The sequence below is a fragment of the Shewanella gelidii genome, assembly GCF_014647855.1.
GTDB classification, from domain to species: Bacteria; Pseudomonadota; Gammaproteobacteria; order Enterobacterales; family Shewanellaceae; genus Shewanella; species Shewanella gelidii.
The window spans coordinates 233,650-259,473 of sequence record NZ_BMPZ01000003.1 but is presented as its reverse complement, the minus strand read 5'-3'; the positions used below and the strand labels follow the sequence as shown (position 1 = coordinate 259,473).

Below are 25,824 nucleotides of genomic sequence, written 5' to 3'. Positions count from 1 at the left end.
GGACAACGCCATGGCAATTACTAACTTTAGCGAAAGTGACCTTCAGGTTCTAAGTCAAAAGACGCTCTATAAAGGTTTCTTCACCATGGAGGCTTATACGTTTAAGCATCGGCTATTTGCTGGAGGTTGGTCTGAGCCAATTACGCGCGAGGTTTTCGAAAGGGGCGATGCTGTGGTGGTGTTACCTTATGACCCGAAAACGGATCAAGTGGTGTTGATTGAACAGGTGAGGATGCCAGCTTTAGGGAAGTCCAATTCACCGTGGCTGTTAGAGCTGGTCGCTGGGATGATTCCTGCAAATGAGTCCGCCGAGTCTGTGGCACATAAAGAACTATTTGAAGAGTCGGGGTTGCAAGCAAAGCAAATGAACTATGTTAATAGTTACCTAGCAAGCCCCGGCGGAACCAGTGAACGGTTCTTTTTTTATTGTGCTGAAGTGGATGCCAGCCTAGCGACTGGGTTGCATGGCCTAGATGACGAACATGAAGATATCAAATTGCATGTTGTTAGCAGGGCAGAAGCGTTTAAGCGGGTTGTAAATGGTGAAATTGACAACGCCTCGACCGTGATAGGATTGCAGTGGCTCCAGTTGAATTACCAAAATCTGATATAGTAAAAGCTTGAGAAAGTAAAAGTTTCAGTGAAACGTCGGTTAGCAAAGCCATACCAACTTCGAGTTGAAAACGAGATAAGATAGGTTCAGTGAATTCAAAACAAGTACCAAAAAAATATAACCCGAATGTCAGTGAGTTCCTCGCTTTATGTGGCCGGAATTATATTCGTATATTGAAATGGCTCCCCGAGGAATTGAGCCTGAACCAAAATGTTGCCTTAAAAGGTGAGCACGGCGTGCTCATGGTTAAACTCCTAGAAAACACTAAATATACTCAGTTGGTAGAAATTTACCGAGATGTTGGAAAGTCTCAATTTGTGACGACTCCAAGCGTGGTTGTGCGGGTTTATCATGATGCTAAATTAGCAGAAGTGTTAACTAGCCAACAGATTTATAAGCTGCAGCCAGTGTATGATTATCCTAATTTACGCATGTTTCATCGTGATGAAAAGTACCAGGTTAATGCATTCCTGGAGGAGCTACTAAAGGTTGGCAGGAGTCCTGTGCTCGCAAGCCAAGTCTAATATTTTGGGAAAATATACGTGTTGAAAGAGGCTATCTCTTATTCAATTCCACGCTGTGAAAGTGTGCGGCTCGTACAGGTAACCGACCCACATTTGTTTGCCGATCCCGAAGCTCAGCTCTTAGGTGTCAATACTGCAAACAGTTTGAATGCTGTGGTTAATACCATTGAAGCATTGCATTACCCTGCGCATATGTTGTTGGCAACAGGTGATATCAGCCAAGACTACTCCGGTGATTCCTACCACAATTTTGTTTCAGCCATCGCCCCTTTAAAATTGCCTTGCCACTATTTACCTGGCAATCACGATGATCCGCGGATTATGAATCTTCATATGCAAGGTGCTGAGGTTTACGGACATAAGCGTATTTTGGCGGGCAATTGGCAAATCATTATGCTCGACTCTACGGTGACGGGTAAGCCCGGTGGGCATATGGGGGAAGAAGAGTTTGAATTGATCCGTGCTGCAATTGAAGCTGAGCCCTATCGCCACGTACTATTGGCTATGCACCACAACCCAGTATTGATGCAGTGTGGCTGGCTCGACCAACACTGTATGGACAATGGCGAAGAATTTCTGCGCAGAGTGAGCCGCTATCATCAGATTAAAGGTGCACTATGGGGACATGTTCATCAAGAGTTTGATCGCGACTATGACGGTGAACATGGCAATATGCGTTTGATGGCAACGCCGTCGACATGTATTCAGTTCAAACCGTTGTCAGATTATTTTGCACTGGATAGCTGTCAGCCTGGTTACCGTTTGCTGGAGTTAAAGCCGGATGGTAGCATGCATACCAATGTTTATCGTGTACCAGGAGACCGTTTTGCTCCGGACGCTAAGGCTAGCGGTTATTAAATAGTAATCGCAGCGAGAGGACCTATGCTGCTATATATTCACGGATTCAATAGCTCACCCTTATCGGAAAAGGCAGTCGTTACAGCAAACTATTTGGCTAAACATTTTCCTGATACTCAACTATTCCAGCCTCAACTTGCCAACACCCCTCAAGCAGCGATGCAGCAATTGAGTGACATTGTAGAGAACGCAATCTCACAAGGGTTGCCGTTACGTTTTATCGGCTCTTCTTTAGGGGGGTATTTTGCTTCCTACTTAGTTGAAAAATACGGCGGTAAAGCCGTACTCGTAAATCCTGCTGTTCGGCCTTTTGAGTTGTTTGACGAGTTTATTGGTGCGCAGCATAACCCGTATACTGAGCAAGACTACGAAATTATGCCGATTCACAAGCAAGAAGTTGCTGAGTTTGATACACAGGTCGTTCTCAATCCCGACCGATTTTTTGTATTATTACAATCCGGCGATGAGGTGCTTGATTATAAACAGGCACTCGAAAAGTATCATTGCTGCAAAATGATTATCGAATCCGGTGGCGACCACAGTTTTATGGGTTATGAAAAACACTTGCAAAGCATAAGCCAATTTTTACAGTTACCTTGACAAATAGACATGTAGGGCCGCACCATGGCCTGAATAACCATATATTGTGTGTGCTATGACAAATCAATACACCTCCGATGCAATTGAAGTCCTCAATGGGCTTGACCCAGTTAAACGTCGCCCTGGCATGTATACCGACACCACCAGACCGAATCACCTCGGTCAAGAAGTGATCGATAATAGTGTTGATGAGGCACTGGCTGGCCACGCTTCAAAAATTGACGTAATTTTGCACCAAGATAATTCATTGGAAGTGATTGATGACGGCCGTGGTATGCCGGTAGATATTCACCCTGAAGAAGGGATCCCCGGTGTTGAGCTTATTTTAACTAAGCTGCATGCTGGTGGTAAGTTTTCCAATAAAAATTATCAATTTTCCGGTGGTCTCCATGGTGTGGGGATTTCTGTTGTTAATGCCCTGTCTAAACGTGTCGAGATCTCAGTGCGCCGTGAAGCACAAGTGTATGAGATGGCATTCGAAAACGGGGAAAAAGTAGAAGACCTGACGGTGACAGGAACAGTGGGTCGTCGTAATACCGGTACTCGAGTTCAGTTTTGGCCTGATGCTTCTTATTTCGATAGTGCAAATTTTTCGTTAACGCGGCTGGTTTATATTCTGAGGGCCAAGGCCGTATTGTGTCCGGGCTTGAGAATTAAGTTTGTAAACAAGCAAACCAATGAAACCCACGAGTGGTATTACGAAAGTGGTTTAACAGACTACTTAAAAGAATCCGTTAAAGGTTATGCACTGCTGCCAGAGGAACCTTTTGTAGGTAACCTCGCAGGACAACTAGAAGCTGTCGAATGGGCCATTACTTGGCTGCCAGAAGGTGGCGAAGGGGTCAGTGAAAGCTATGTGAACCTAATCCCCACTCCCCTAGGTGGTACCCATGTCAACGGTTTTAGGCAGGGTTTGCTTGAATCTATGCGCGAGTTTTGTGAATTTCGTAATTTAGTCCCGCGTGGCGTAAAGCTCTCCCCTGATGATATATGGGATCGCACCGCCTTTATCTTGTCAGTCAAAATGCAAGACCCACAATTTGCTGGGCAAACAAAAGAGAAACTTTCGAGTCGCCAGTGTGCCGCGTTTGTTTCTGGGATTGTGCGTGATGCATTCTCTTTATGGCTCAATAGCCATACAGATCAAGCTGAATTATTGGCTGAGTTGTGTATTAGTAATGCGCAAAAGCGTATGCGAGCAGCCAAAAAAGTTGCTCGTAAAAAAGTGACATCAGGTCCGGCACTGCCGGGTAAGTTAACGGACTGCAGTGGTCAAGACCCCCAACAATCTGAGTTATTTTTAGTCGAGGGTGACTCTGCTGGCGGTAGCGCTAAACAGGCCCGGGATCGGGAGTTCCAAGCGATCATGCCGTTGCGAGGAAAAATCCTCAATACCTGGGAGGTCGATGCATCACACGTATTAGCATCGCAAGAAGTTCATGATATCTCGGTTGCGATTGGCTGTGACCCTGATAGCAATGATATTTCTGAGTTGCGTTACGGAAAAATTTGTATTCTCGCAGATGCGGATTCAGATGGGTTGCATATTGCAACCTTACTCTGTGCGCTTTTCTTAAAGCACTATCAAGTGCTAGTGGAAGCTGGGCACATTTATGTGGCTATGCCACCGCTATTCAGAATCGATATTGGTAAAGAAGTGTTCTACGCCCTCGATGAAGATGAAAAAACAGGTATTTTAGATCGCATTGCTGCCGATAAGAAAAAGGGTAAGGTGCAAGTCACCCGCTTTAAAGGCTTGGGCGAAATGAACCCGTTGCAATTGCGTGAGACTACGATGGACCCAAATACGCGTCGCTTGGTGCAGCTCACGATTGATGATGCCGAGGAAACAATGGCCATTATGGATATGCTGTTAGCAAAGAAACGTTCTGGGGATCGCAAAATTTGGTTAGAGTCGAAAGGCGACTTAGCGCAAGTTTAGGTGCACGCTCTTTATCGAATTAATGAAAGGAAGATCATTCGTGTTTAATGTTTGGCAATGTCACAAATCGATCAAACAAGGGCTAGCGACGCTGCCCTTGTTCTTTTGTGCTGCATTTGTCGTGACGGCTCAACCTATGGTTACGGTCACTAAAGGTTTCGGCCTCGCGCTGTATGCGTCTGATCTTGGGGATGCGAAACAACTCGCGATTGGCGACAAAGGTACTTTGTTTGTCGGTTCGCATAAAAGTGGAAAAATCGTGGCTTTGGTGGACAGCAATCAAGATGGCCGAGTCGATAAACGGTATGTGATTGCCAAAGGGTTAGAATACCCAGAAGCGATCGCATTTCATGATGGTGCCTTGTACGTTGCAGAAGAAGACCGAGTGATTCGCTTCGTTGATATCGAGCAAAGACTGAGGCGCCCAGGTCGAGCAAAAGAAGTGTATAGCCGCTTGCCGGAGCGTGCGAAAAAAAGCACCCGAGCATTGCGCTTTGGTCCAGATGGAAGACTTTATGTTGCCATTGGCGTTCCGTGTAATGTCTGCGAAGCGGAAGCCCCTTTTGGTAGTATTTTAGCAATCAATGTAAGAACTGGAGCAAGTGAACAAGTCGCGATGGGAATCCGTCAAGTGAGCGGCTTCGACTGGAGCCCAGAAGATAAACAGCTCTGGTTTGCTGATATGAGCCGAGACTGGATGGGTGACAACTTACCCCCTGATGAAATCAATCGAATAGAGCGCATTGGTGCCCACTATGGTTTTCCTTATATCCATGCGAAAAATGTCGTGGAGCCAGCTTACGAGAAGCCAACAGGATTAAAAGTTGAAGCGCCTGAATATGAACTTCCTGCGCATGTGGCACCAATGGGGCTGCATTTTTATCGCGGCGAATCATTTCCTGAACGTTACCACGGGCAAATGTTCATTGCAGAGAATGGCTCTTGGAACCGTTCGAGCAAAGTAGGTTATCAAGTGGTGATGCTGACGCTGAAAGACAACCAAGTTGTGCAGCGTGAAACTGTGGTTAGTTTTCTTGATGGTGAGTTTCCAGTTGCTCGCCCACACTCCATATTGACGGCACCCGACGGTGCCATGTTTATATCTGATGATTTAAAAGGCAATGTTTACCGCCTGTTTTATAAAGGGATTGAACCTAGTGCAGATGCCGAGGATTTAGAAGAATGAGTGACGCAATAGATTTAAGCTTAGATGGTGTTGAGCAACTCCCTTTAAGGCGCTTTACTGAAGATGCCTATTTGAACTATTCCATGTACGTCATTATGGATAGAGCGTTGCCACATATTGGGGATGGTTTAAAGCCAGTACAGCGCCGTATCGTCTATGCCATGAGCGAACTTGGACTATCTGCAGGCGCCAAGCCGAAGAAGTCTGCACGTACGGTTGGTGACGTGCTTGGTAAGTATCACCCTCACGGGGACAGTGCTTGTTATGAAGCCATGGTCTTGATGGCACAGCCATTCTCTTATCGCTACCCTTTGGTGGACGGTCAAGGGAACTGGGGTGCGCCGGATGATCCCAAGTCATTTGCTGCCATGCGTTACACGGAGGCCAAACTCTCTAAGTTTGCGGATGTCCTACTTGGCGAATTAGGACAAGGTACGGTGGACTGGGGAGTGAACTTCGATGGTACCCTGAAAGAGCCATTGGTTTTACCTGCAAGACTTCCCCATATCCTGTTAAACGGTATAACCGGTATTGCTGTCGGTATGGCAACTGATATTCCCCCTCACAATGCACGAGAGTTGGCATCAGCATGTATCGAGCTTCTCGATAATCCAAAAGCGGATTTGGATCGCCTGATGGAGTTTGTGCCTGGGCCTGACTATCCAACAGAAGCTGAAATCATTAATACCAGCACTGACATTCGCAAAATCTACGAAACCGGGAAAGGCTCGCTGAAGATGCGTGCTGTTTATACCTATGAAAACGGCGAAGTTGTCATTCACGCCCTGCCACATCAAGTGGGTAGCGGTAAAGTACTTGAGCAAGTTGCCGCTCAAATGCAGGCGAAGAAACTGCCGATGGTTTCAGATCTTCGCGATGAATCAGATCATGAAAGTCCAGTGCGACTGATTATTGTGCCTCGCTCTAATCGAGTTGATATTGACCAATTGATGGCTCACTTATTTGCCACAACGGATTTAGAGAAAAACTATCGCGTTAACCTTAATGTTTTAGGGCTCGATGGTCGTCCTCAGGTGAAAGGCCTCAAGCCTATGCTCACTGAATGGCTGACTTTCAGACAACAAACGGTTACACGACGCCTTGAGTATCGACTTGAGAAAGTCTTAGCCCGCTTACATATTCTAGAAGCGTTAATGATTGCGTTCTTGAATATTGATGAAGTGATTGAAATTATTCGCCATCATGATGAGCCTAAAGCAGAGTTGATGTCGCGGTTTGAATTAACAGACATACAAGCTGATGCTATTTTGGATTTGAAACTTCGCCATTTAGCGCGTTTAGAAGAATTCAAAATTAAAGGGGAACAAGAAGACCTAGCTGAAGAACGCGATAAGCTGCAATTGATCTTGAGTTCAGATCGTCGCCTCAAGACTTTGATCAAAAAAGAATTACGCAAAGATGCTGATACTTTTGGTGATGACCGTCGTTCACCTTTGATCCAAAGAACTGAATCAAAAGCATTGTCTGATCAAGATTTAGTGCCGACTGAACCAGTGACCGTTGTTTTGTCTGAAAAAGGTTGGGTACGCTGTGGTAAAGGTCATGAGCTTGACCCAACGGCTTTGAATTACAAAGCCGGTGATGGCTTCTTATGTGCAGCCATTGGGCGGAGTAACCAACCCTCTGTGTTTATTGACTCATCTGGGCGTGCATTTGCCACTGAAACGCATACATTACCTTCAGCAAGAAGCCAAGGAGAGCCGATTACCACTCGCTTTAACCTAGCAGCAGGAGAGACGATAGAGCATGTCTTACTGGGCGACGAAAAGCAGTGCTATGTGATGGCGAGTGATGCAGGCTATGGTTTCATCTGTAGCTTTGGTGACATGGTCTCTAGAAACAAGGCTGGTAAAGCTCTGTTGTCTTTGCCAATGAATGCCAAATCGCTATCCCCTAAACTTGTGAAATCAACGGAAGATGCTTCTTTGTTAGCCATCACCAATGAAGGGAGAATGCTTGTCTTTTCGTTAAGCGCCCTACCTCAGTTAAGTAAAGGTAAAGGTAACAAAATTATTGGTATCCCAGCCGAACGCTCTAAAAACAGAGAGGAACTACTGACTCACTTACATGTGGTGCCAGCAGAGACATCGGTAACACTCTGGGCGGGTAAGCGTAAGTTAACGTTAAAACCGAGTGATTTAGAGCACTACCGCGGTGAACGCGGCCGTCGAGGTTCTCGATTACCGAGAGGTTTGCAGCGTGTGGATAGTATTGAGCTCGGAGACGGTACAGACAATTCGCTTTAAACAAATACGTTATCCAATTGAATGCCACTTTCGAGTGGCATTTTTTATTGAAGACTTCCATGGTTATTGCAAGAGCTTTGCTTCATCGTCAAATCATTAAAGGCTGCATGGTAACAAACCTCGATTTTGAGCAAGAATTAAAGACTCCTGAAGGCAACTGCAATGTTGTTTAATTATTCGGGGGTCACGATATGGATGTCAGTTGGAACAGCTGTAGTTGAGTTGGGCAGATATTAAATATGGTTATGCTAAAACGGAATGAGTCGTCGCCTTTGTATGCGTCTGAGTTATTCCATCATAAAAATGAAATTATTTTCAATTATCTTACTCGTACCCTGTTTTCATAGACTAAAATAAGTAGTCATAGCAACAATGTTGTTGATATAGAGTTACTTTCAGTATGCCTGTGGTAAAGCTATTTCGGTTCAAGGAGGACAAGTAAAGCAGCATCCACAACTCTTTGGAGCGAAAAATGAGAAGAAACCTACCCGTGACTCAGAATGAGTACGATTATCCCGCAGACTGGATCCTGCTTTCCACTACAGACACCCAAAGTATCATTAAATATGCCAATGCTTCTTTTTGTAAGGTGGCGGGATACGATGTCGAAGAGTTAACGGGCAATCCCCATAATATGGTTCGCCACCCAGATATGCCTGAAGCGGCTTTTGCTGATTTATGGAAAAATATTCAAAAAGGGGATCCTTGGAAAGGTTTAGTCAAAAACCGATGTTCCAATGGGGATTACTACTGGGTTGATGCGTTTGTGACCCCGATTACCCATAACGGTGAAGTGGTTGAATACCAGTCTGTGCGTACCAAACCGAGCCGAGAGCAAGTTGCCCGAGCAGAAAAAATCTATACTGATTTGAACAGTGGAAAAACAGCATCAACATCCCCAAGTAAGCTGGGTTTGCCATTGAAAGTCAGCATTGTGTTTATGTTAACAATGCTACCTATGTTGTATGTAGCGAGTGAAGTCGGAAGTATGGGGTATGGCATATTTGCGTTGTCATTTATTGCGGGTCTTACTGGGATCAACTTTGCATTTTCTCGCTTCCGTTCATTAGTCAGTAAAGCAGAAAATATTTATGACAATCAGGTGGCTAGTTCAATATATACCGGTAAAAATGATGACATTTCCAAGATCGATCTAGCGCTGCAAATGCAGGCTTCGGAGTTAAAAGCTGTGCTCGGTCGAACTTTGGACTCGAGTGAACAGACCTCAGCAAACGCAATGGTTTCAGCCGCGAAGGGCGAAGAAGTTCAAGGAAACAGTGAAGCGCAAATGGCGGAAATTGAGCAAGTCGCGACTGCGATGCAAGAGATGACGGCAACGTTAACGGATATGGCTTCAAACTGTAGTGATGCAGCACAAGCCTCAGAAAAAGCGTTGCAAGAAACTTCAACAGGGGATGAGGTTGTTACCAAAGTGATTTCGTCAATTGAAGATATGGCATCTCAGCTCACACAAACCTCAGATGTGATTACTGAGCTTGAAGAGCACAGTAAAGGAATTGGTTCGGTTCTTGATGTGATCCAGGGCATCGCAGAACAAACAAACCTGCTTGCATTAAATGCCGCGATTGAAGCCGCACGAGCGGGTGAGCAAGGGCGAGGTTTTGCCGTGGTCGCAGACGAAGTCAGATCGTTAGCGCAGCGAACCCATGAGTCAACAACTGAGATTCACAATATGATCACCAGGCTACAAGAAGGGACTGGGAGCGCTGTCAATAGCATGCATCAAGGCGTAAAGGCTGCTGAGATTTGCGTAGATCAAGCCGAACAAGCTGGACTCGCGCTGACAGGAATTCGCTCATCGGTTGAAACCATTACAGATATGACTCACCACATAGCAAGTGCAGTTGAGGAGCAATCGAGTGTTTCTGGAGAGGTGAACCGTAACGTAGTCAATGTTTCACAGCTTGTGAATTCAAGTAACGTGCTTGGTCAAGATATGGTTGAATTAAATCAAAATGTGATCGAGAAAATTGATTCGCAAAAGGCATTGGTCGAACAGTTCTTGAAGCGGAGTTTTAAAGCGACCACTTAAAACGTATCTACGGCTAAAACAGTCTTAACCAAACCAGTCTTGATACAATGTCGCGGCATGTTGTACCTCTTGGGGTTGCAATAGTGCCGCTTTTGCTTTGTCTGGGTAGTTACTAAATATGCCATCCACCCCCATACACTGAAGCGCTTTTATATCTCCTTCATTATCGACAGTATAGACATAGACTTTTGCACCACGGCTATGGGCGTCGTCTACAATATCTTGATTGATTATGTTTATGTTTAAATGTAACGAATAGGCTTGTAGGTCACTGACCACTTGAGCGCCACAAAGGGGCATGCTTGCTAACAATGGTGCGACTAAGGCATCTGGATACCGCTGCTTTAATGTGTGTAAGAATTGATGTTGGAATGAAGAAAAGATGATGTCTTGCTGCTGGTAGCCTAGCTCATTAAATATCTGAGGGTAAAATTTGAGCAGAGGGCGCAGGCAGGTGAGGCCTTTTAATTCAATGTTTACTTTGCAATGACCGCTTAAACAACTTAGCACCTCAAAAAGAGTTGGAATAGGCTGCCCTTGAACTTGCAATGACCTGAGCTCTGTTTGTGGAATGTGATGGATTAAACCGTGGCGCGATGTCAGCTTATCGAGATAGCGATCGTGAAACACAAATAATTCACCGTTATTGGCATGTATATCGATTTCAACCGCTTCAGCGTTTAATTCAATGGCTTTATCCATGGCTGCAAGGGTATTTTCTGGGGCGTATCCACTGGCTCCTCTGTGGGCGAAAATTAGCATTTTAGCCTCTCAATAGACCACTAGGGTCTTTGGTCGGGTTATTGATATGAATTTCCATTTGAGGATAGGCCAATTCCAAGTTATTTTCTTTAAGCTTTTTGGTGATTCGTTTATGTAGCTTGTGTTTCAGTGGCCAGCGAGCAGACATATCTTTGGCGTAAGCGCGCACTTCGAAGTCTTGGGTGTGTTGTCCAAAGCCGGCAAACCATACCTCGGGTTCTGGAGAGCTCAATGCATCTTCACATTCTTGTACTGCTTGATAGAGCGAGGCCTCGACTTTCGATGGGTCTGAATCTCGAGCTACTGAGACATACACGATGACGCGAGTAATCGGGTCGGATAAAGACCAATTGACCAGCTGCTCCGTAATAAATGCTTTATTCGGGACAATAATTTCTTTGCGATCCCAATCAATAATGGTCGTTGCGCGGATTTGAATTTTACTGACGGTGCCGGTTAAGTCACGAATCGTTACGGTATCCCCGATCCGTATAGGTTTTTCAAATAAGATGATGAGGCCTGAAATGAAATTGGCAAAAATCTCTTGCAGACCAAAACCTAACCCCACTGAGAGCGCGGCGACAAGCCATTGCAATTTTGACCATTCCATTCCTAGTGTTGAAAAGCCAATCAGCAACCCAAAAAATACAACCAGATAACGACTCACAGTCGTAATTGCAAACCCGGTGCCCGGACTTAAATCCAAGCGCTGTAAGACCATGAGTTCAAGCAAGCCGGGTAGATTGGTTGCGATCATTAAAGAAAAACCCATGATGATTAAACCAAACAGAATCGATTTAATCGTGACAGGCACTTGCTGTTCAATACCGTTAACAACTGCAGTATTGGTCCACAATGTGATTTCGTCAAAAAAGGAAAAAAGTGCGGTGTGGGTTTGTGTCCATAGCCCTAGCAAACTTGCTAATAAAGCCAAAACAATCAAGGAGCGCACCAAACCTAATGACTGGCTTGATATGGTTTCTAAGTCAACGATTGGCTCTTCGTAGTTTTCTAGTGGATCGAGCGACGTTGCAAGTGGGTCTCCGCGTTCACGCGCGGCAAGCTGTTCTGCACGTTTGGTTTTTGCACGATCAAATGCAATTTGGCGGCGAGCAATGAGCATCCAACGTTTGATTAACTGGTACAAAAGTAAGAAGCCTAGACCAACGAATAGCGACAGTTGCAGCTGACTTAGGAGTTGAATGGCAGTGTAATAAAAGCCATTGAATGCGAGTACTGCGCTAATGATGGGGACGGTGAGTAGTACGCCCCATAAAAGCTTTTGAATCAGCTTTTTGTTTTTCCCATCTAAATGAAACTGCCGATACTGCAATGAGATCTTGAGAAAATCTTTGTACAGCAAAAATAGAAGAATACACAATGCAATAAATGCGGTTCTGCCAATGCTGTTGCGCACCAATGACAAATCCAGCATTTGGGTAAAACAGAAAATACCTAACAAAGGCAACGCGAACACATAGAACCGATTAAAGCGAAAGAAACATTGATTGATTACATCGGCCGGATGTTTAAAATGCCCGACGAGTAGACCGTTTGCTTGCGCAAGTAAGGCGATTAAACGGTAGAGTAGATATAGTAGCCCGACTGCCAATATTGCCAGTCCTAACGCATGAGATAAGTTACTACTTGCTTGCATAAAAATAACCCCGGCAACAATGACAGGGAAAGGCTTTAATAGCGCATAGCTGAAAGTACAAACTAGCGCTTTAAAGGTATAAATAAACTTATCTAGGGTAACGTTACCCACATAGGTCATAAAAGACGCCATCGCGTTTGCAAATCTAGGCGTCAGAATGTCTTGTGCGGCAAGGCACAGTACAAACAGAATAATCCACCAAGACCAATAATCACTTTCTTCATCAATTGAAGTGGTAATCAGCTGCCAGTGATTCTGAGCAAGTATCCATTTAACAGACTGATGGAACTCAGATATCCACAATTTATTGATACGGCTCGCGTTAGGAACCCAGAACAACTGCTCATTCAGTGTGCTACGCATAATGGTGAGTTGGTGGTTAAGTTGCTCATAGCTCAAGCGCAATTTAGCCAACTCAGCGAGTAGTAAATCTTGACCTTCGATAATTTGGTTTAACAATTGCTGTTGATGGCTTAATACCCGCATTTGATCTTTGGTCAATGGCATCGATTCTTCTAAATCTGCTTGATTTTGATGCTGCAGGTTTAAAGAGAGTGCTTGTTCAGCTTCATAGCGGTTTAGCCGTGTATCGGCGATACGTGCTTGCAGTCTGTCGATGTTTGCAGGTTTAGGCAATGCGTGTAGCAGTTGTAAAAAACGCTCCCCAAAGGCTGAGTTTATTTGAACCCATGCGATTTGTTCTTGAATGTTACTGAGCTGCTGCACCTGAAGTTGGTATTGTTTTTCAGCGCTTTCTTGTTGCCCAACCGTGTCATTGAGTTGCGCGTTGAGCTGATGAAGCTGCTGGACAAGTTTGGCATTTGTTGTCTGTTGACGAAGCACAAAAGGGTCATCAGATTGACTTTCTTCTGATTGTGTCCCGGCAATGGCGGCTTGTGTTTTGGCTTGCCTTTCTTCGGCAATGAGGCGGTTTAACTCTTCGATTAGCCCCTCTTGTTGGCTGAGTTGTGCTCGAATGACCTGCAGAGATAACTGGCTCAATTCAATTTGTTGAGGTGCATTTTCATATTCAGCTTTGAGTGCGCTGAGTAACATTTCAAGTCGCTGAATATTGCTCTGTTGTCGTTTACCGGCAGGGGTTTCCCGAGGAAGTTGCAATGCTTTTTGCGCTTCCAGCAGCTCTTGTCGGGCGCTTGAAATTACCTGTGGTAGATTGGATTGCCGCGTATGGAGTTCATTGATCTTGCGTCGGAGGCTGTCGTCGCTTTCTTTAAGCTCAGACTGGCGTACATAGGCCATTGATGCTTGTTGATTAAGATGTTTTTTTGTCCACTTTAGCGGCGTTTGAGCCAGTGCAAGTTGCGTATTTAATTTTTGCTTTTGAGTCGAAAAGTCAGCCTTTTGTTTTATGTAGGCCTGCAAAATAAGCTCAATTCGAGCGATTTCAGCATCTAAATTTTGCTGTTGGCTTGCTGCGGGTAATGACTCACTGGTGCTTTGAGAAGGCAGTTGAAGAGACTTCCCAAGTGTTGGTGACGTGGTTGCCGTTACAACGGTCGGTAACAGCAACAGAATAAACAACAAAGCACGCATCATAGCGAATATCAAAAGGTGAGAAGACAGATGCTGGCAAGTATAGCAAGTTGCTGTATTTAAGAAATGAAAATTAAACGATTACAGTTTGTTTTTTATTGCAGAATTCACTTTGGCAGCTCGGCGATTTTGGCCGGTTTCAAATACCGCTGTAGCAACAATAAGTGTACCGCCAAGTACAATATTGGAAGTTAGAGGCTCTCCCAAAATAATCAAGGCTAGAACACTGGCATATAGGGGTTGTAGGCAAGAAACGAGACTGATGGTTTTTGCACTTAACAAACGAAGTGCAGAGGTAAATAATGCATGGGGAGCAGCAGTAAACGCGACGCCTAACAAAACCACATACCACCAAGCATCCGTTGGCATACTTGAAATCTCATCGCTTTGCCAAGGCATTAAAAATAAAGCGGCCACTGCGGTTTGGTAGAACATCGCATGACCGCCACTATAACTCGCAAAATAGCGCTTGTGGAGTAAGTTTCGAGCCGTAAATAGCATGGCTGAAACAATGCCTAGTGCAATGCCAAGTGTGATGTCGTTTCTTAGATCCAATTCAGGAACCAATATAATGACGCCAATTAAGACGGTAATACCGCTAAGAACATCTTTAAACATTAAGCGGCTTTTCGTGAAAAATGGTTCCACCAATACGGTCATCATTGGGTATGTAAAAAACGAAATGATGCCGATAGCCACCGAAGATAGTTGCATGGAAGCAAAGTAGGTGACCCAGTGCAAGCTGACGATCACACCAAGCATAATGGCCACTAAATAATCTGTTTTGCACTTCAATGCCAAATTCTGTTTACTGCATTTGACCAGCAAAGCAAGTGCAAAGGCTGCGACGATCGCACGAAGCATGGTGATGTCGAGTGCACCAAGTGGAATCAGCTTTGAAAATAGAGCGGTCCCTCCAAACAGAAGCACCGCAGAGTGTAAATAGAAAAAACCGGAGTTGGATTCAGAGCTCAGCGGCGTAGACATTAATTGCCTATCTTGGCAAATGGTTGACCCATTCGCGTGACGGCTTCTGGGACGACATCGTCGACAAAATCATCGATAGCATCTTTGGCAAATAACATCACCACAGTACTTCCCAACTTAAAGCGGCCCATCTCTTCGCCTTTTTCAAGGGTTAATGCTTCAGGGCCAGAAGTAGGGTAGCTCCAGCTGAATACTTGTTTGCCCGTTGGTGGAGTGACTGTGCCGGCCCAAACTGTCTCGATGCTTGCAACAATCGTTGCGCCAACTAGAACCATAGCAAGGGGACCAATATCGGTTTCAAATATTGCGACAACGCGTTCATTCCTTGCAAATAATCCGGGTACGTTTTGCGCAGTCAGTGGATTGACAGAAAACAGATCTCCAGGAACGTAGATCATTTTAGACAAGGTGCCTTTAATTGGCATATGGATTCGATGGTAATCCTTTGGCGCTAGATAAATGGTTGCAAAGTCACCCTTATCAAAGCGTTGGGCATCCTTTTCTTTCTCACCAAGGAGTGTCAATGTTGAAAAGCTATGACCTTTCGCTTGGAAAACAAGCCCTGATTGTATTGGACCTCGCTGACTTACCGCACCATCAACCGGATGCACTATCACGTCTTCATCTTGGCAGATTGGACGCACGCCATCCCGCAAAGGGCGCGTAAAAAATTCATTGAATGTTGCATAAGCGCTCGCTTCTGGGCGTGCAGCTTCGCTCATATCAATCTTATATTGTTTAATAAACCATTTGATGATGGTTGTTGTGAGGGCGCCTAATTTTGCCGCGGCGAGCTTCCCCACTAATCGCGATACCAAATGCTTTGGTAAAATATACTGGAAGGCGATTTTTAATTTATCCAATGTTCTTTCCTTTCTTTTTCTTATTGTTCGTCTGGGCCGGAGCGGAAATGACGAGCATGTCTTTGTTCATCTAAACTGGCAATGATTCGGTGATAGTTATCAAATCTATCTTGAGCGATTTGTTGCTTCGAAACCGCATCTTGAATTGCGCAGCCCGGATCATCGAGGTGTTTGCAATCCCTAAACTTACAGGTGCCAAGAATATCTCTGAACTCAATAAAGCACCATCCCACTCTGTCTGCTGGTAAATGCCAGAGCGCAAATTCTCTGACACCAGGTGAGTCAATGAGATCGCCGCCACTAGGGAGATGCAGTAGCTTCGCGGTTGTTGTCGTGTGTTGGCCGAGCCCTGAGTTTTCAGAGACATCACCAATGGCCAGTTTTGCATCAGGAAGTAGTGCGTTGATAAGCGAGGACTTACCGACGCCAGATTGGCCTGCAAAAATACTCACTTGGTCGTTTAAAAGGGCTTTAATCTCTTGTACCCCTTCGCCCGTTTTGCTGCTGACCTTGTACACAGGGTAACCAATCTCTTGATATCGTTGTAATGCTTCATCAATCGCCGCTTGTTCGTCAGCTTCAATCAAATCAATTTTGTTTAGGATGATAACTGGCGGAATGTTGGTATCTTCTGCTGCAACTAGATAGCGGTCAATAATTTGCGTGGTAAATGCGGGAACCACTGACGAAACGATTAAGATTTGGTCGATGTTCGCAGCGATGATTTTTACACCATCATATAAGTCGGGGCGGGTGAGCGTTGATTTTCTCGGGTGGACTGCTTCGACGACGCCACTAATCGTTGCCGTTTGTTCTACGGCAAGGCGAACGATGACTTTGTCGCCAGTCACGAGCCCTGTGATATTGCGCCTGATATTACAACGATAAACTTGACCGTCTGTGGTTTCAACATCGGCATGCTGACCAAAACGAGAAATAACAATGGCAGGCTGTTCTGGCCCTAATGAGCTATCCTGTATTTCAGGTAGGTCATCGCCAGATTTGCTGCGGGATAATCGTTTTTGCTGGTTAGCTCGCATGCGCCTTAATTGGCCATGACTAAGAGGTTTCTTTTTGCTCACAAGTTCGACTTCGTTGAATTAGGTGATTTTTTGTTACTTAAAAAAGCAGTATGATACACGGTCTTCAACAAAAAAGCCTGAATTTAGGCGACATGAAAGAAAAGGCGATGATATGGCTGTAAATGCAGATAATTTAATTTGGGTTGATCTTGAAATGACGGGGTTAGAACCTAGCGTTGACCGTATCATTGAAATTGCGACGATTGTAACTGATAAAGAGCTCAATATTCTCGCAGAAGGTCCCGTGATTGCGATTCATCAAGCTGATGAAGTGCTCGCGGGTATGGATGACTGGAATCAAAAGCATCATGGCCAATCTGGTTTAATTGAGCGTGTTAAAGCGAGTCCATATTCAGAGCAGGACGCAATTGAGCAAACTATCGATTTCTTATCTCAATATGTACCAGCTGGGAAGTCTCCCATGTGCGGTAACAGTATTGGACAGGATCGCCGCTTTTTAAATAAATACATGCCAGTATTAGAAGACTATTTCCACTATCGAAATGTCGATGTCAGCACGATTAAAGAGTTGGTCAGGCGTTGGCAGCCAGAGGCTATGGCGGGCTTTACCAAGAAAAACACTCACCAAGCATTGATTGATATCCAAGAATCGATTGCTGAATTGCAGTTTTATCGTCGTCAAGTATTTAAAATTTGAGCATTCAGACCGATTATTTACATCAAAGGGGTTGCCACTGAGTCAAATTCTCATATAATGCGGCCTCAACTTTTTACTCACGGGCTATTTTAGCCGAGTAAAAACAAGAATTGCGACATTAGCTCAGTTGGTAGAGCGATACCTTGCCAAGGTATAGGTCATCGGTTCGAACCCGATATGTCGCTCCAAATTCAAGCCAGAAAGTGCACCATCATTTTCTCGCTGTAACAAATAAAGCGACATTAGCTCAGTTGGTAGAGCGATACCTTGCCAAGGTATAGGTCATCGGTTCGAACCCGATATGTCGCTCCAAATTCAAGCCAGAAAGTGCACCTTCATTTTCTCGCTGTAACAAATAAAGCGACATTAGCTCAGTTGGTAGAGCGATACCTTGCCAAGGTATAGGTCATCGGTTCGAACCCGATATGTCGCTCCAATTTGGTTATCAAGATTACGCGACATTAGCTCAGTTGGTAGAGCGATACCTTGCCAAGGTATAGGTCATCGGTTCGAACCCGATATGTCGCTCCAATCTCCTTCCTCTATTCTTATACTTAATTTTTTGAATCTATTTTAGCTAGTCGCTAGCTTTCCGTGTGGTTCATTGTTTTTCTGTGTCGATGACTTCTTTCACTAAACGTATTTTCTATCCCCCTTGCCTAGTGGATTTGTATCTCTGAATACAGGGAGCTGTTATGAAGGCTTCAGTTCGGATAGTACCCACTCTGCATCTTGTTTATAAAAACTAATTTAATTTTGACTAAACTAGCTACTTTTTGACCTTGTTCAAGAAATTTTAGTGCGATTACTCTCATAATGGCTTTTGATGATTGTTAACTAAGTTCAAAGATTAGCCTAAGTGGAGTGTGTCAAATGCGTATTCAACAGTTACGAGAGTTGCTTCAGTTCGTTGCCCAATGTCGCCTAGATATGGCGCAGCTCTATAGCCGGCTACATACTCACGCTGATTCAACGCGAGTCAAAATGGTGCTGACTTACTTTAAACAAAGCCAGGAGCATCTCTCTGAGTCTTTAGAAAACTACGTGGACGGCGCTCCGGCTCGCATTCTTGATACTTGGTATAAAGACATCACATTTGAGGATTTCTCTAAGCGTTGTGCCGATACTGTTTTACCTGCCAATATGTCAGAAGATGACGTATTGAGCTTACATCTTGATTTGGAAAATCGATTACTTGGGCTTTTAAATAAAACGGCCGAATCCTCCGCCACAGAAGAAATTCGTAGTGCGCTTAAAGAGTTAGTGCGTGTCGAGCGTATACAGCAACAGCGTTTAGTACACAGCACGTTGCGGATGGATGATCTTTAATAAAAAGATTTGAATTGACTTAAATATGAAACTAAAGGCCCGCTTCGGATTGAAATGGGCCTTTCTCGCTCTTTGGTCGATGAATTTTTATCGCTGAAATTTGGAAAGTGCTCAATGTGAAGGCGGGGGATCGTCGTCTTTAGCATCTTTATCTTTGAGAGGCTGCCCGATAGCTTTGTAAATGCTGAAGAGCACTAAAATCAAACAAATGACCAAGACCGCACCAATCAATATTGAAGAGTTGATGGGCAGCTTTAGTAGTAAGATTGATAATGCAAGAATGACTAATGTTAAAAGCTTCATTCAGCGATCGTTATGATTCCATTCATAGAATTTAGTGTAGCTGTTATTGCTATAGAAAACGAGACGGTACGTTTTTAATTCAACCGTGAGCATATTTTCTTTCACGAATTGTGCTCTCGAAACATCCAAATTAGCGCCCGGTTAATAGATTGATTTGACCTGATATGAGAATGATCTCAGAGAAATGAAGCGCGAAATGTCATTAGAGCAGGGAGCGGGAAATGTCGCGGAATTTGTCCAATTTGCCCACTGACTTATATCTAAGTCAGCAAGTACGTGACGCTGAAGTTAAAGCGGTCGCAGAAACAAACCTCGAGCTTTATTCCTTAGTTGAAAATGCGGGGCTAGCCGCGTTTCAGCTGTTAAACCAGCTGCATCGAGTTAACTCGCCTGCCGTTTTAATAGCCGGCTCAGGTAATAATGGTGCAGATGCTTTTGTTTTGGCTCGCTTGCTCCTAGAGGCGAATTGTGATGCCACTCTCATGACTTTGACATCCGAGCTCAAGAGCCCAGAGGCGAAACAAGCTTGTGCAGCTTTTGAATCGAGTGGTGGCCAATTGACGCCTTATAACGCTCAGTTGATAAAAGACGCAAAGTTAGTTGTTGATGGCATTTTAGGTACGGGCCTAACTGGTGCCGTCAAACAACCAGTGCAAGACGTCGTCTCAGCAATTAATGCAAGCCAAGCTTGGGTGCTTAGCCTCGATGTACCTTCTGGCATATTGGCTGATACAGGAGCTGCTCATGGCGCAGCGGTTTGTGCTGATGCAACATTGACCTTTGGCGCGATAAAACGGGGACTAGTTACAGGCCGGGCTCGGCATTGCTGTGGTCACTTATTTTATGCGCAAGTGGGGTTTGAAGCATTTTTACCCTCTGCAATTGCCCAACGAGTTGGCCAAGATGCGCTGAAGGCATCCTTACCCAAAAACCGCGAGCGAGATAGCCATAAAGGCGATTATGGCAAGGTAACTGTGATTGGCGGGGATGTTGGCATGGCAGGCGCGGTAAGGCTCGCTGGTGAAGCTTGCTTAAGAGCTGGTGCAGGATTAGTGACCGTTGTGAGTAAGCCTGAACACCAGTTTACCGTGAATGCGAATCGACCAGAGTTAATGTTTTGGGGCTGTCAATTAGTTGATATGGAGGTTTATCTCCGCTTGGGATGGGCGAAAGTGCTGGTTCTAGGACCCGGTTTAGGAAAAAAAGATTGGGGATATAACCTATTTAAAGCGACTTGTTTAAGTGACAAACCCTGCGTTTTGGATGCGGATGCGCTGAATCTTTTAAGTTTAGAACCGGCGAAGCAGGATAATTGGGTGCTGACGCCGCACCCCGGGGAGGCTGCTCGTCTACTGAATATATCCGTAGCGGAAGTGGAACAAGATCGCTTTATTGCCGTTTCAAAGATTCAAAGTAAATATGGTGGCGTGGTACTATTAAAAGGTGCCGGCACTATTATCAGTGATGGCCACAATGTAGTGGTTGCTCCCGTTGGTAACCCTGGGCTTGCTAGTGGTGGCTGCGGAGATGTCTTATCCGGTATTATTGGAGCCTTGATGGCTCAAGGGTTAGATAACTTCACCGCTACAGTTGTCGGTGTAATTGTTCATGGTGAAGCCGCGGACTTAGCGGCAAAAGATGGCGAGCGAGGTATGCTTGCAAGTGACTTAATGCCGCATATTCGCCGACTCGTGAATTGCTAATGTCGGCTTGAAGTGGTGGTTTGTTCTTATAGCTATGTTTTAAGTCCGTCCAATAGACTTTATTTTTGTGAGAGATAGTAAAGATTTGAAAGCGTGTAAGTTAGAGATTGAAACCCTTACCTTGAATTTAAAGGATGAGCAGGAAACGATAGCGGTTGGTGAACAGCTAGCGAAAATTACCGCTGCGCCTTTAGTGATCTATCTTACCGGCGACCTAGGCGCGGGGAAGACAACCTTAAGCCGAGGGCTGATCCAAGGGCTTGGTCATCAAGGCGCTGTAAAAAGTCCGACCTACGCTTTGGTTGAGCCCTATGAACTAAATGGTATGGAAGTCTTTCACTTTGATCTTTATCGTTTGTCGGATCCAGAAGAACTTGAATTTATGGGGATCCGTGATTATTTTACCGAGCGGAGTGTTTGTATAATAGAGTGGCCAGATCACGGTCATGGATTATTGCCGCCGGCTGATATGCATCTTCGACTTAAATATGTTAATACTGGTAGAGAATTACAAATAGAGGCGCTGTCTCCATTAGGCTTGTCGCTTTTACAACAAATAAAGTAATGATGTTGAGAATTAAAAATATAATTAGAATCAGTATATTATTTGTCCTTTGCTTTGCTTCTTTGCAAAGTTACGCTGCAAATCAATTGAATGGCGTACGGGTTTGGGCTGCGCCAGATTCAACGCGGGTTGTTTTCGACCTAAGCAACAAACCAACTTTTAAATATTTCACGCTTACCAATCCACATCGTTTGGTCGTTGACTTGCAACAAGCGAAAACCAAGTTGAAGTTGGAGAAGCAGTCCCACAACAGCAAAATTGTAAAACGCGTTCGAATTAGCAAACCCCCGAAGAAAGGTGTGTTAAGACTTGTTGTTGATCTGACGCAACCCGTTAAAGCGAACTTGTTCTCACTGTCTCCGACAGCACCGTATGGCAATCGCCTAGTGGTAGATTTGAGTCACCATGCCAAAGCGAAAAGCCCTCAAAAAGTTGCTAAACCACAATCGAACTATAGAGACGTCATTATTGCCGTTGATGCGGGACATGGTGGTGAAGATCCTGGTTCTATTGGCCCAAAGGGCACCCATGAGAAAAAAGTTGTACTGCAAATCGCAAAACGTGTCGCTGCGAAAATCAACGCAACGCAAGGAATGAAGGCTGTCATGACCCGTAAGGGTGACTATTTTGTGAATTTAAATAAGCGCTCTGATCTAGCCAGAAACAGTAAAGCAGATTTGCTCATTTCTATTCATGCGGATGCATTCACTTCTCCGCAGCCCAAGGGCGCTTCGGTTTGGGTTTTGTCAATGCGCCGTGCCAATAGTGAAATTGGCCGCTGGCTTGAGCAGAAAGAGAAGCATTCTGAGTTGCTTGGTGGTGCGGGCGAAATTATTAAGAATACTGACAATGAGCAATACCTCGCAATGACCTTGCTAGACATGTCGATGGATCGCTCGATGGCGGTTAGTCACGTGATCGCTGGTGAGGTCCTTGGAGATTTAGGGCGAGTGACTAAGCTGCATAAGCGTAAGCCTGAGCAAGCAAGCCTTGCGGTTCTAAAGTCCCCTGATATTCCGTCCATTCTGGTCGAAACCGGTTTCATATCGAACCATAAAGAAGAGAAGCTATTACAGAATCGCAATCATCAAGAAAAACTTGCAAAGGCGATCCATTCAGGTGTAGTGAGCTATTTTAAAGACAATCCACCCGCTGGTACTTTACTGGCGAAGAAAAGCAATATTAAGCACCAAGTGAAAAAAGGTGAATCCCTGTCGGTCATCGCCCACCGCTATCAAGTGTCAATCGCAACGATTAAGAAAGCCAACAATCTAAAATCGAATGTGTTGCGCATTGGCCAAAAGCTCGTGATCCCGCGAGCCTAACTAGGTAAAACTCATGGCAATTGAAGTACTGCCTCCGCAACTCGCGAACCAAATTGCTGCAGGCGAAGTGGTTGAGCGGCCCGCATCGGTTATTAAAGAGCTCGTTGAAAATAGTATTGATGCTGGTGCAACCCGGATTGATATCGATATCGAAAAGGGTGGCAGCAAGCTGATTCGAATACGAGACAATGGCTGTGGTATTGAAAAGGACCAGCTGGCGCTCGCTTTGTCTCGTCACGCCACATCAAAGCTGCATAGCCTAGATGATCTCGATGCTATTTTGAGCTTTGGCTTTCGTGGTGAAGCATTGGCCAGTATTAGTTCTGTTTCTCGGTTGACGTTAACTTCGCGAACGAAAGAGCAAACGGAAGCCTGGCAAGCTTATGCCGAAGGGAGTCAGATGGCGGTGAAAGTAACGCCTGCCGCACACCCGGAAGGGACTACCATTGAAGCGGTCGCTCTCTTTTTTAATACACCTGCTCGGCGTCGTTTCCTTAAAAGTGATAAGACCGAGTTCACTCATATTGATGAGTGGCTAAAACGAATCGCAATGGCGCAGCCTAAAGTACATTTTACATTGCAGCATAACGGCAAGTCGGTTCGCAATTATCGCGCTGCAAATACACAGTTGCAATTTATCCAGCGCTTGGGACAAATCAGTAGTCGTAGTTTTGCTGAACACGCACTGCACGTTGACTGTCAGCATAATGATTTACGATTAAGTGGGTACTTACAAGCGCCAAGTCATTTTGATGTCAATGCAACACAACTTGATGTTCACTACTTTTATGTGAATGGTCGCTTGGTTCGAGACCGATTAATCAATCATGCAGTTCGACAAGCTTTTTCATTTGCAGAGAGCCGTGGTGACGCAAAATTACCTTGTTATGTCATGATGCTCGATTTAGATCCGCATCAAGTGGATGTGAATGTGCATCCAGCCAAACATGAGGTTAGGTTTCACCAAGCGCGATACATCCATGATTTTATTCTGCAGGCGTTACAATCTGCGATTGCAGAGGCTCATAGCTTGGCCTTTGACGGCGGAAATGAACAGCCGATTGAAAAGGATATCGGTTCCAGAACGGGGCAAGGTCAAACGACTCAAACATCTAATCATGCGCAGGCGATGGAAAATTCTCAAGCCTCTGCTGATTCATTGCCTGGTCCAGCAAAGTCGTTTAGTGCAATCCCACAAAGTACCTGTGTTCAGGAACCCCCTCGGCGACTGTATGAGGCAAAGGACTCTGATTCACAATCAGATGAAAATGCGCGTAAATTAAGTCGACAGCATCAAATGTCTAGTTTCCCTGCTGCTCAGAAAGGTCGTGAGCAACACGCTGACTTGCCTTCACAAGCCGCTATTGACTCGTACTGCCAGTTGATCAGACCACTGCAGCCTCGCAATCACGATGCTGCTTCAACACAGCGAAATGAGCAAGCGAACCCGCCAGCTGAGAGTTTCATGCTCATGCCGCCACTATTGGATGGCCAATGGTGGGTGATGGTTGAAGGCGGAAGATTAAACTTATTACCTTTGAGTCGAGTGGCTTTTAAGGTCGTTGAGCGAGATATTCGCAATAAATGGCAAAATGGACTAGTTGCGCAGCCGTTGCTGATGCCCACATCAGTGCCGTTAGACAAAGACTGGGTTGAGACGCTGACACAGCAAGAATCTTTGTTGCGCCAAATGGGTGTCGAATTATCAATTCGACATCAACAGTTGATTATTAAAAAAGTGCCCTCATATCTTAGGAATGCCAAATTGGCGACCGTTGTGCCTGAGCTATTACAATGGTTGCGATATGAGCTGCCGGCCGAAGAAGCGGTAATTGCTTGGTTAGCAAAGTTTGGCTCGCAAGATTTTCAACAAGCGCAAATATTGTGGCAAGGTTTTCAATCGCTGCCTGCGCCAACGCAGCAAGCACTCAAAGACGAAGCCATCGAGCTTCCTTGGGAGCAATGGATAAAAGAGCAACTGAGTGACACAAAGTAATCGACCGAAAGTTCTAACATTGATGGGGCCGACTGCATCAGGCAAAACGGCTTTGGCAATTGCTCTTGCAGAACAGCATAATTGCGAGATTATTTCAGTGGACTCTGCGTTGATATATCGTCAGATGGATATTGGTACTGCAAAACCGAGTCCTGAAGAGTTATCGCGAGCACCACATCAGTTGGTAAATATTAAAGATCCGAGTGAGACATATTCTGCTGCGGATTTTCGACAAGATGCTTTAAGCGAGATCGAACAAGCGATCGCTACCGGAAAAACGCCACTGCTGGTGGGTGGCACGATGATGTATTTTAAGGCCCTGCTTGAAGGCTTGTCACCGTTGCCTAGTGCCGATGCTATAATTCGACAGCAAATCGCCTCCGAAGCGGCGGCGCATGGCTGGGAGTTTTTGCACCAACAGTTGCAACGGGTCGACCCGGTATCGGCGCAACGGATCCATCCAAATGATCCACAGCGTCTGTCGCGAGCAATTGAAGTATATCGGATCAGTGGTAAGACTTTGACTGAATTAACCGAAGTCAAAGCACCTGAATTACCATATGAAATGGTGCAATTTGCAATCGCACCCCAAGAGCGTAAACATTTACACGAATTAATTGCACTCAGATTTAAATTAATGCTAGAACAAGGGTTTGTGGACGAAGTTCAGCAATTAAAGCAGCGTGGCGACTTAAATATTGATATGCCGTCTATGCGTTGTGTTGGATATCGCCAGTGTTGGCAATATCTAGATGATGAATTTAACTATGATACTATGGTCGAAAAAGCTGTCGCTGCTACTAGGCAATTAGCGAAACGTCAATTAACATGGTTGCGAGGGTGGCCAGATTTGAATTGGTTAGAAAGTGGAAACAAGGATAATTTAGTTACACTTCTGCGTTCCCGTGGCTAGCATATTATCCCTTGCTGTATAATACTAAAACTAAACAAGAAAACTAAACTTAATAAGATTTATAATTTTATAAATTAAAAAGGA

At 44.9% G+C, this 25,824-nt stretch carries 21 protein-coding genes and 4 tRNA genes; 19 read left to right on the top strand and 6 right to left on the bottom strand.

All coding sequences use genetic code 11. The features are described 5' to 3' along the window. Positions 1-10: 10 nt before the first annotated feature. From nudF to IEY18_RS08070, 8 genes are all read left to right on the top strand, one after another. Complete coding sequence (nudF, locus tag IEY18_RS08105) at positions 11-613, top strand: ADP-ribose diphosphatase (RefSeq protein ID WP_188919615.1); 603 nt, start codon at positions 11-13, stop codon at positions 611-613. A gap of 80 nt (positions 614-693) precedes the next feature. After that, a complete protein-coding gene (locus IEY18_RS08100) occupies positions 694-1,137 on the top strand; it encodes a DUF1249 domain-containing protein (protein WP_188920029.1) in 444 nt (147 codons plus the stop codon). 18 nt (positions 1,138-1,155) lie between these two features. Next, positions 1,156-1,995: a 3',5'-cyclic-AMP phosphodiesterase gene (gene cpdA, locus IEY18_RS08095; RefSeq protein WP_188919613.1), complete on the top strand. Its 840-nt coding sequence runs from the start codon at positions 1,156-1,158 to the stop codon at positions 1,993-1,995. A gap of 24 nt (positions 1,996-2,019) precedes the next feature. Next, positions 2,020-2,595, top strand: a complete 576-nt coding sequence (locus tag IEY18_RS08090) for a YqiA/YcfP family alpha/beta fold hydrolase (RefSeq protein ID WP_188919611.1) — start codon at positions 2,020-2,022, stop codon at positions 2,593-2,595. 55 nt (positions 2,596-2,650) lie between these two features. Continuing rightward, positions 2,651-4,537: a DNA topoisomerase IV subunit B gene (gene parE / locus IEY18_RS08085; protein ID WP_188919609.1), complete on the top strand. Its 1,887-nt coding sequence runs from the start codon at positions 2,651-2,653 to the stop codon at positions 4,535-4,537. 136 nt (positions 4,538-4,673) lie between these two features. Further along, on the top strand, positions 4,674-5,723 hold the full coding sequence (locus IEY18_RS08080; RefSeq protein ID WP_229779800.1) for a PQQ-dependent sugar dehydrogenase: 1,050 nt from the start codon (positions 4,674-4,676) through the stop codon (positions 5,721-5,723). Further along, positions 5,720-7,990, top strand: a complete 2,271-nt coding sequence (gene parC, locus IEY18_RS08075) for a DNA topoisomerase IV subunit A (RefSeq protein WP_188919605.1) — start codon at positions 5,720-5,722, stop codon at positions 7,988-7,990. The genes IEY18_RS08080 and parC overlap by 4 nt, the downstream gene beginning before the upstream one ends. 472 nt (positions 7,991-8,462) lie before the next feature. Beyond that, positions 8,463-10,043, top strand: a complete 1,581-nt coding sequence (locus IEY18_RS08070; protein WP_188919604.1) for a methyl-accepting chemotaxis protein — start codon at positions 8,463-8,465, stop codon at positions 10,041-10,043. Positions 10,044-10,067: 24 nt separating this feature from the next. Here IEY18_RS08070 and IEY18_RS08065 read toward each other — a convergent pair whose 3' ends face one another. The 5 genes from IEY18_RS08065 to rsgA all read right to left on the bottom strand — a co-directional run bounded on the left by IEY18_RS08065 (position 10,068) and on the right by rsgA (position 16,948). Next, a complete protein-coding gene (locus tag IEY18_RS08065) occupies positions 10,068-10,805 on the bottom strand; it encodes a glycerophosphodiester phosphodiesterase (RefSeq protein ID WP_188919602.1) in 738 nt (245 codons plus the stop codon). 1 nt (position 10,806) lies between these two features. Further along, entirely contained in the window at positions 10,807-14,019 is a 3,213-nt protein-coding gene (locus IEY18_RS08060; RefSeq protein WP_188919600.1) for a mechanosensitive ion channel domain-containing protein, read from the bottom strand. A gap of 78 nt (positions 14,020-14,097) precedes the next feature. Beyond that, positions 14,098-15,003 carry a DMT family transporter gene (locus tag IEY18_RS08055; RefSeq protein ID WP_188919598.1) on the bottom strand — a complete coding sequence of 302 codons (906 nt, stop codon included), beginning with the start codon at positions 15,001-15,003 and terminating at the stop codon, positions 14,098-14,100. Further along, positions 15,003-15,866, bottom strand: a complete 864-nt coding sequence (gene asd, locus IEY18_RS08050) for an archaetidylserine decarboxylase (protein WP_188919596.1) — start codon at positions 15,864-15,866, stop codon at positions 15,003-15,005. The genes IEY18_RS08055 and asd overlap by 1 nt, the downstream gene beginning before the upstream one ends. 20 nt (positions 15,867-15,886) lie before the next feature. Next, entirely contained in the window at positions 15,887-16,948 is a 1,062-nt protein-coding gene (gene rsgA / locus IEY18_RS08045) for a small ribosomal subunit biogenesis GTPase RsgA (protein WP_188919594.1), read from the bottom strand. A 112-nt stretch (positions 16,949-17,060) separates the two neighbouring features. Here rsgA and orn point away from each other — a divergent pair, with 112 nt between their 5' ends. The 6 genes from orn (at position 17,061) to IEY18_RS08015 (ending at position 18,935) form a co-directional block, all read left to right on the top strand. After that, complete coding sequence (orn, locus tag IEY18_RS08040) at positions 17,061-17,606, top strand: oligoribonuclease (RefSeq protein WP_188919592.1); 546 nt, start codon at positions 17,061-17,063, stop codon at positions 17,604-17,606. Positions 17,607-17,718: 112 nt separating this feature from the next. Then, positions 17,719-17,794 (top strand) — tRNA-Gly (locus IEY18_RS08035). A 48-nt stretch (positions 17,795-17,842) separates the two neighbouring features. After that, a tRNA-Gly gene (locus IEY18_RS08030) sits at positions 17,843-17,918 on the top strand. Positions 17,919-17,966: 48 nt separating this feature from the next. Beyond that, a tRNA-Gly gene (locus IEY18_RS08025) sits at positions 17,967-18,042 on the top strand. 19 nt (positions 18,043-18,061) lie between these two features. Then, positions 18,062-18,137 (top strand) — tRNA-Gly (locus IEY18_RS08020). A 342-nt stretch (positions 18,138-18,479) separates the two neighbouring features. Further along, on the top strand, positions 18,480-18,935 hold the full coding sequence (locus tag IEY18_RS08015; protein WP_188919591.1) for a hypothetical protein: 456 nt from the start codon (positions 18,480-18,482) through the stop codon (positions 18,933-18,935). A 111-nt stretch (positions 18,936-19,046) separates the two neighbouring features. On the opposite strand, the gene IEY18_RS08010 is transcribed toward IEY18_RS08015, so the two are convergent. Then, on the bottom strand, positions 19,047-19,238 hold the full coding sequence (locus IEY18_RS08010) for a hypothetical protein (protein ID WP_188919589.1): 192 nt from the start codon (positions 19,236-19,238) through the stop codon (positions 19,047-19,049). Between the two features lie 221 nt (positions 19,239-19,459). On the opposite strand from IEY18_RS08010, the gene IEY18_RS08005 reads away from it, so the two are divergent. The 5 genes from IEY18_RS08005 to miaA all read left to right on the top strand — a co-directional run bounded on the left by IEY18_RS08005 (position 19,460) and on the right by miaA (position 25,740). Next, positions 19,460-20,941, top strand: a complete 1,482-nt coding sequence (locus tag IEY18_RS08005) for an NAD(P)H-hydrate dehydratase (protein WP_188919587.1) — start codon at positions 19,460-19,462, stop codon at positions 20,939-20,941. 106 nt (positions 20,942-21,047) lie between these two features. After that, positions 21,048-21,506, top strand: coding sequence for a tRNA (adenosine(37)-N6)-threonylcarbamoyltransferase complex ATPase subunit type 1 TsaE (tsaE, locus tag IEY18_RS08000; RefSeq protein ID WP_188920028.1), 459 nt, complete (start codon positions 21,048-21,050; stop codon positions 21,504-21,506). A gap of 2 nt (positions 21,507-21,508) precedes the next feature. Further along, a complete protein-coding gene (locus IEY18_RS07995) occupies positions 21,509-22,831 on the top strand; it encodes an N-acetylmuramoyl-L-alanine amidase (protein WP_188920025.1) in 1,323 nt (440 codons plus the stop codon). Between the two features lie 13 nt (positions 22,832-22,844). Continuing rightward, entirely contained in the window at positions 22,845-24,827 is a 1,983-nt protein-coding gene (mutL, locus tag IEY18_RS07990; protein ID WP_188919585.1) for a DNA mismatch repair endonuclease MutL, read from the top strand. Beyond that, positions 24,814-25,740: a tRNA (adenosine(37)-N6)-dimethylallyltransferase MiaA gene (gene miaA, locus IEY18_RS07985; protein WP_188919583.1), complete on the top strand. Its 927-nt coding sequence runs from the start codon at positions 24,814-24,816 to the stop codon at positions 25,738-25,740. The genes mutL and miaA overlap by 14 nt, the downstream gene beginning before the upstream one ends. Positions 25,741-25,824: the final 84 nt, after the last annotated feature.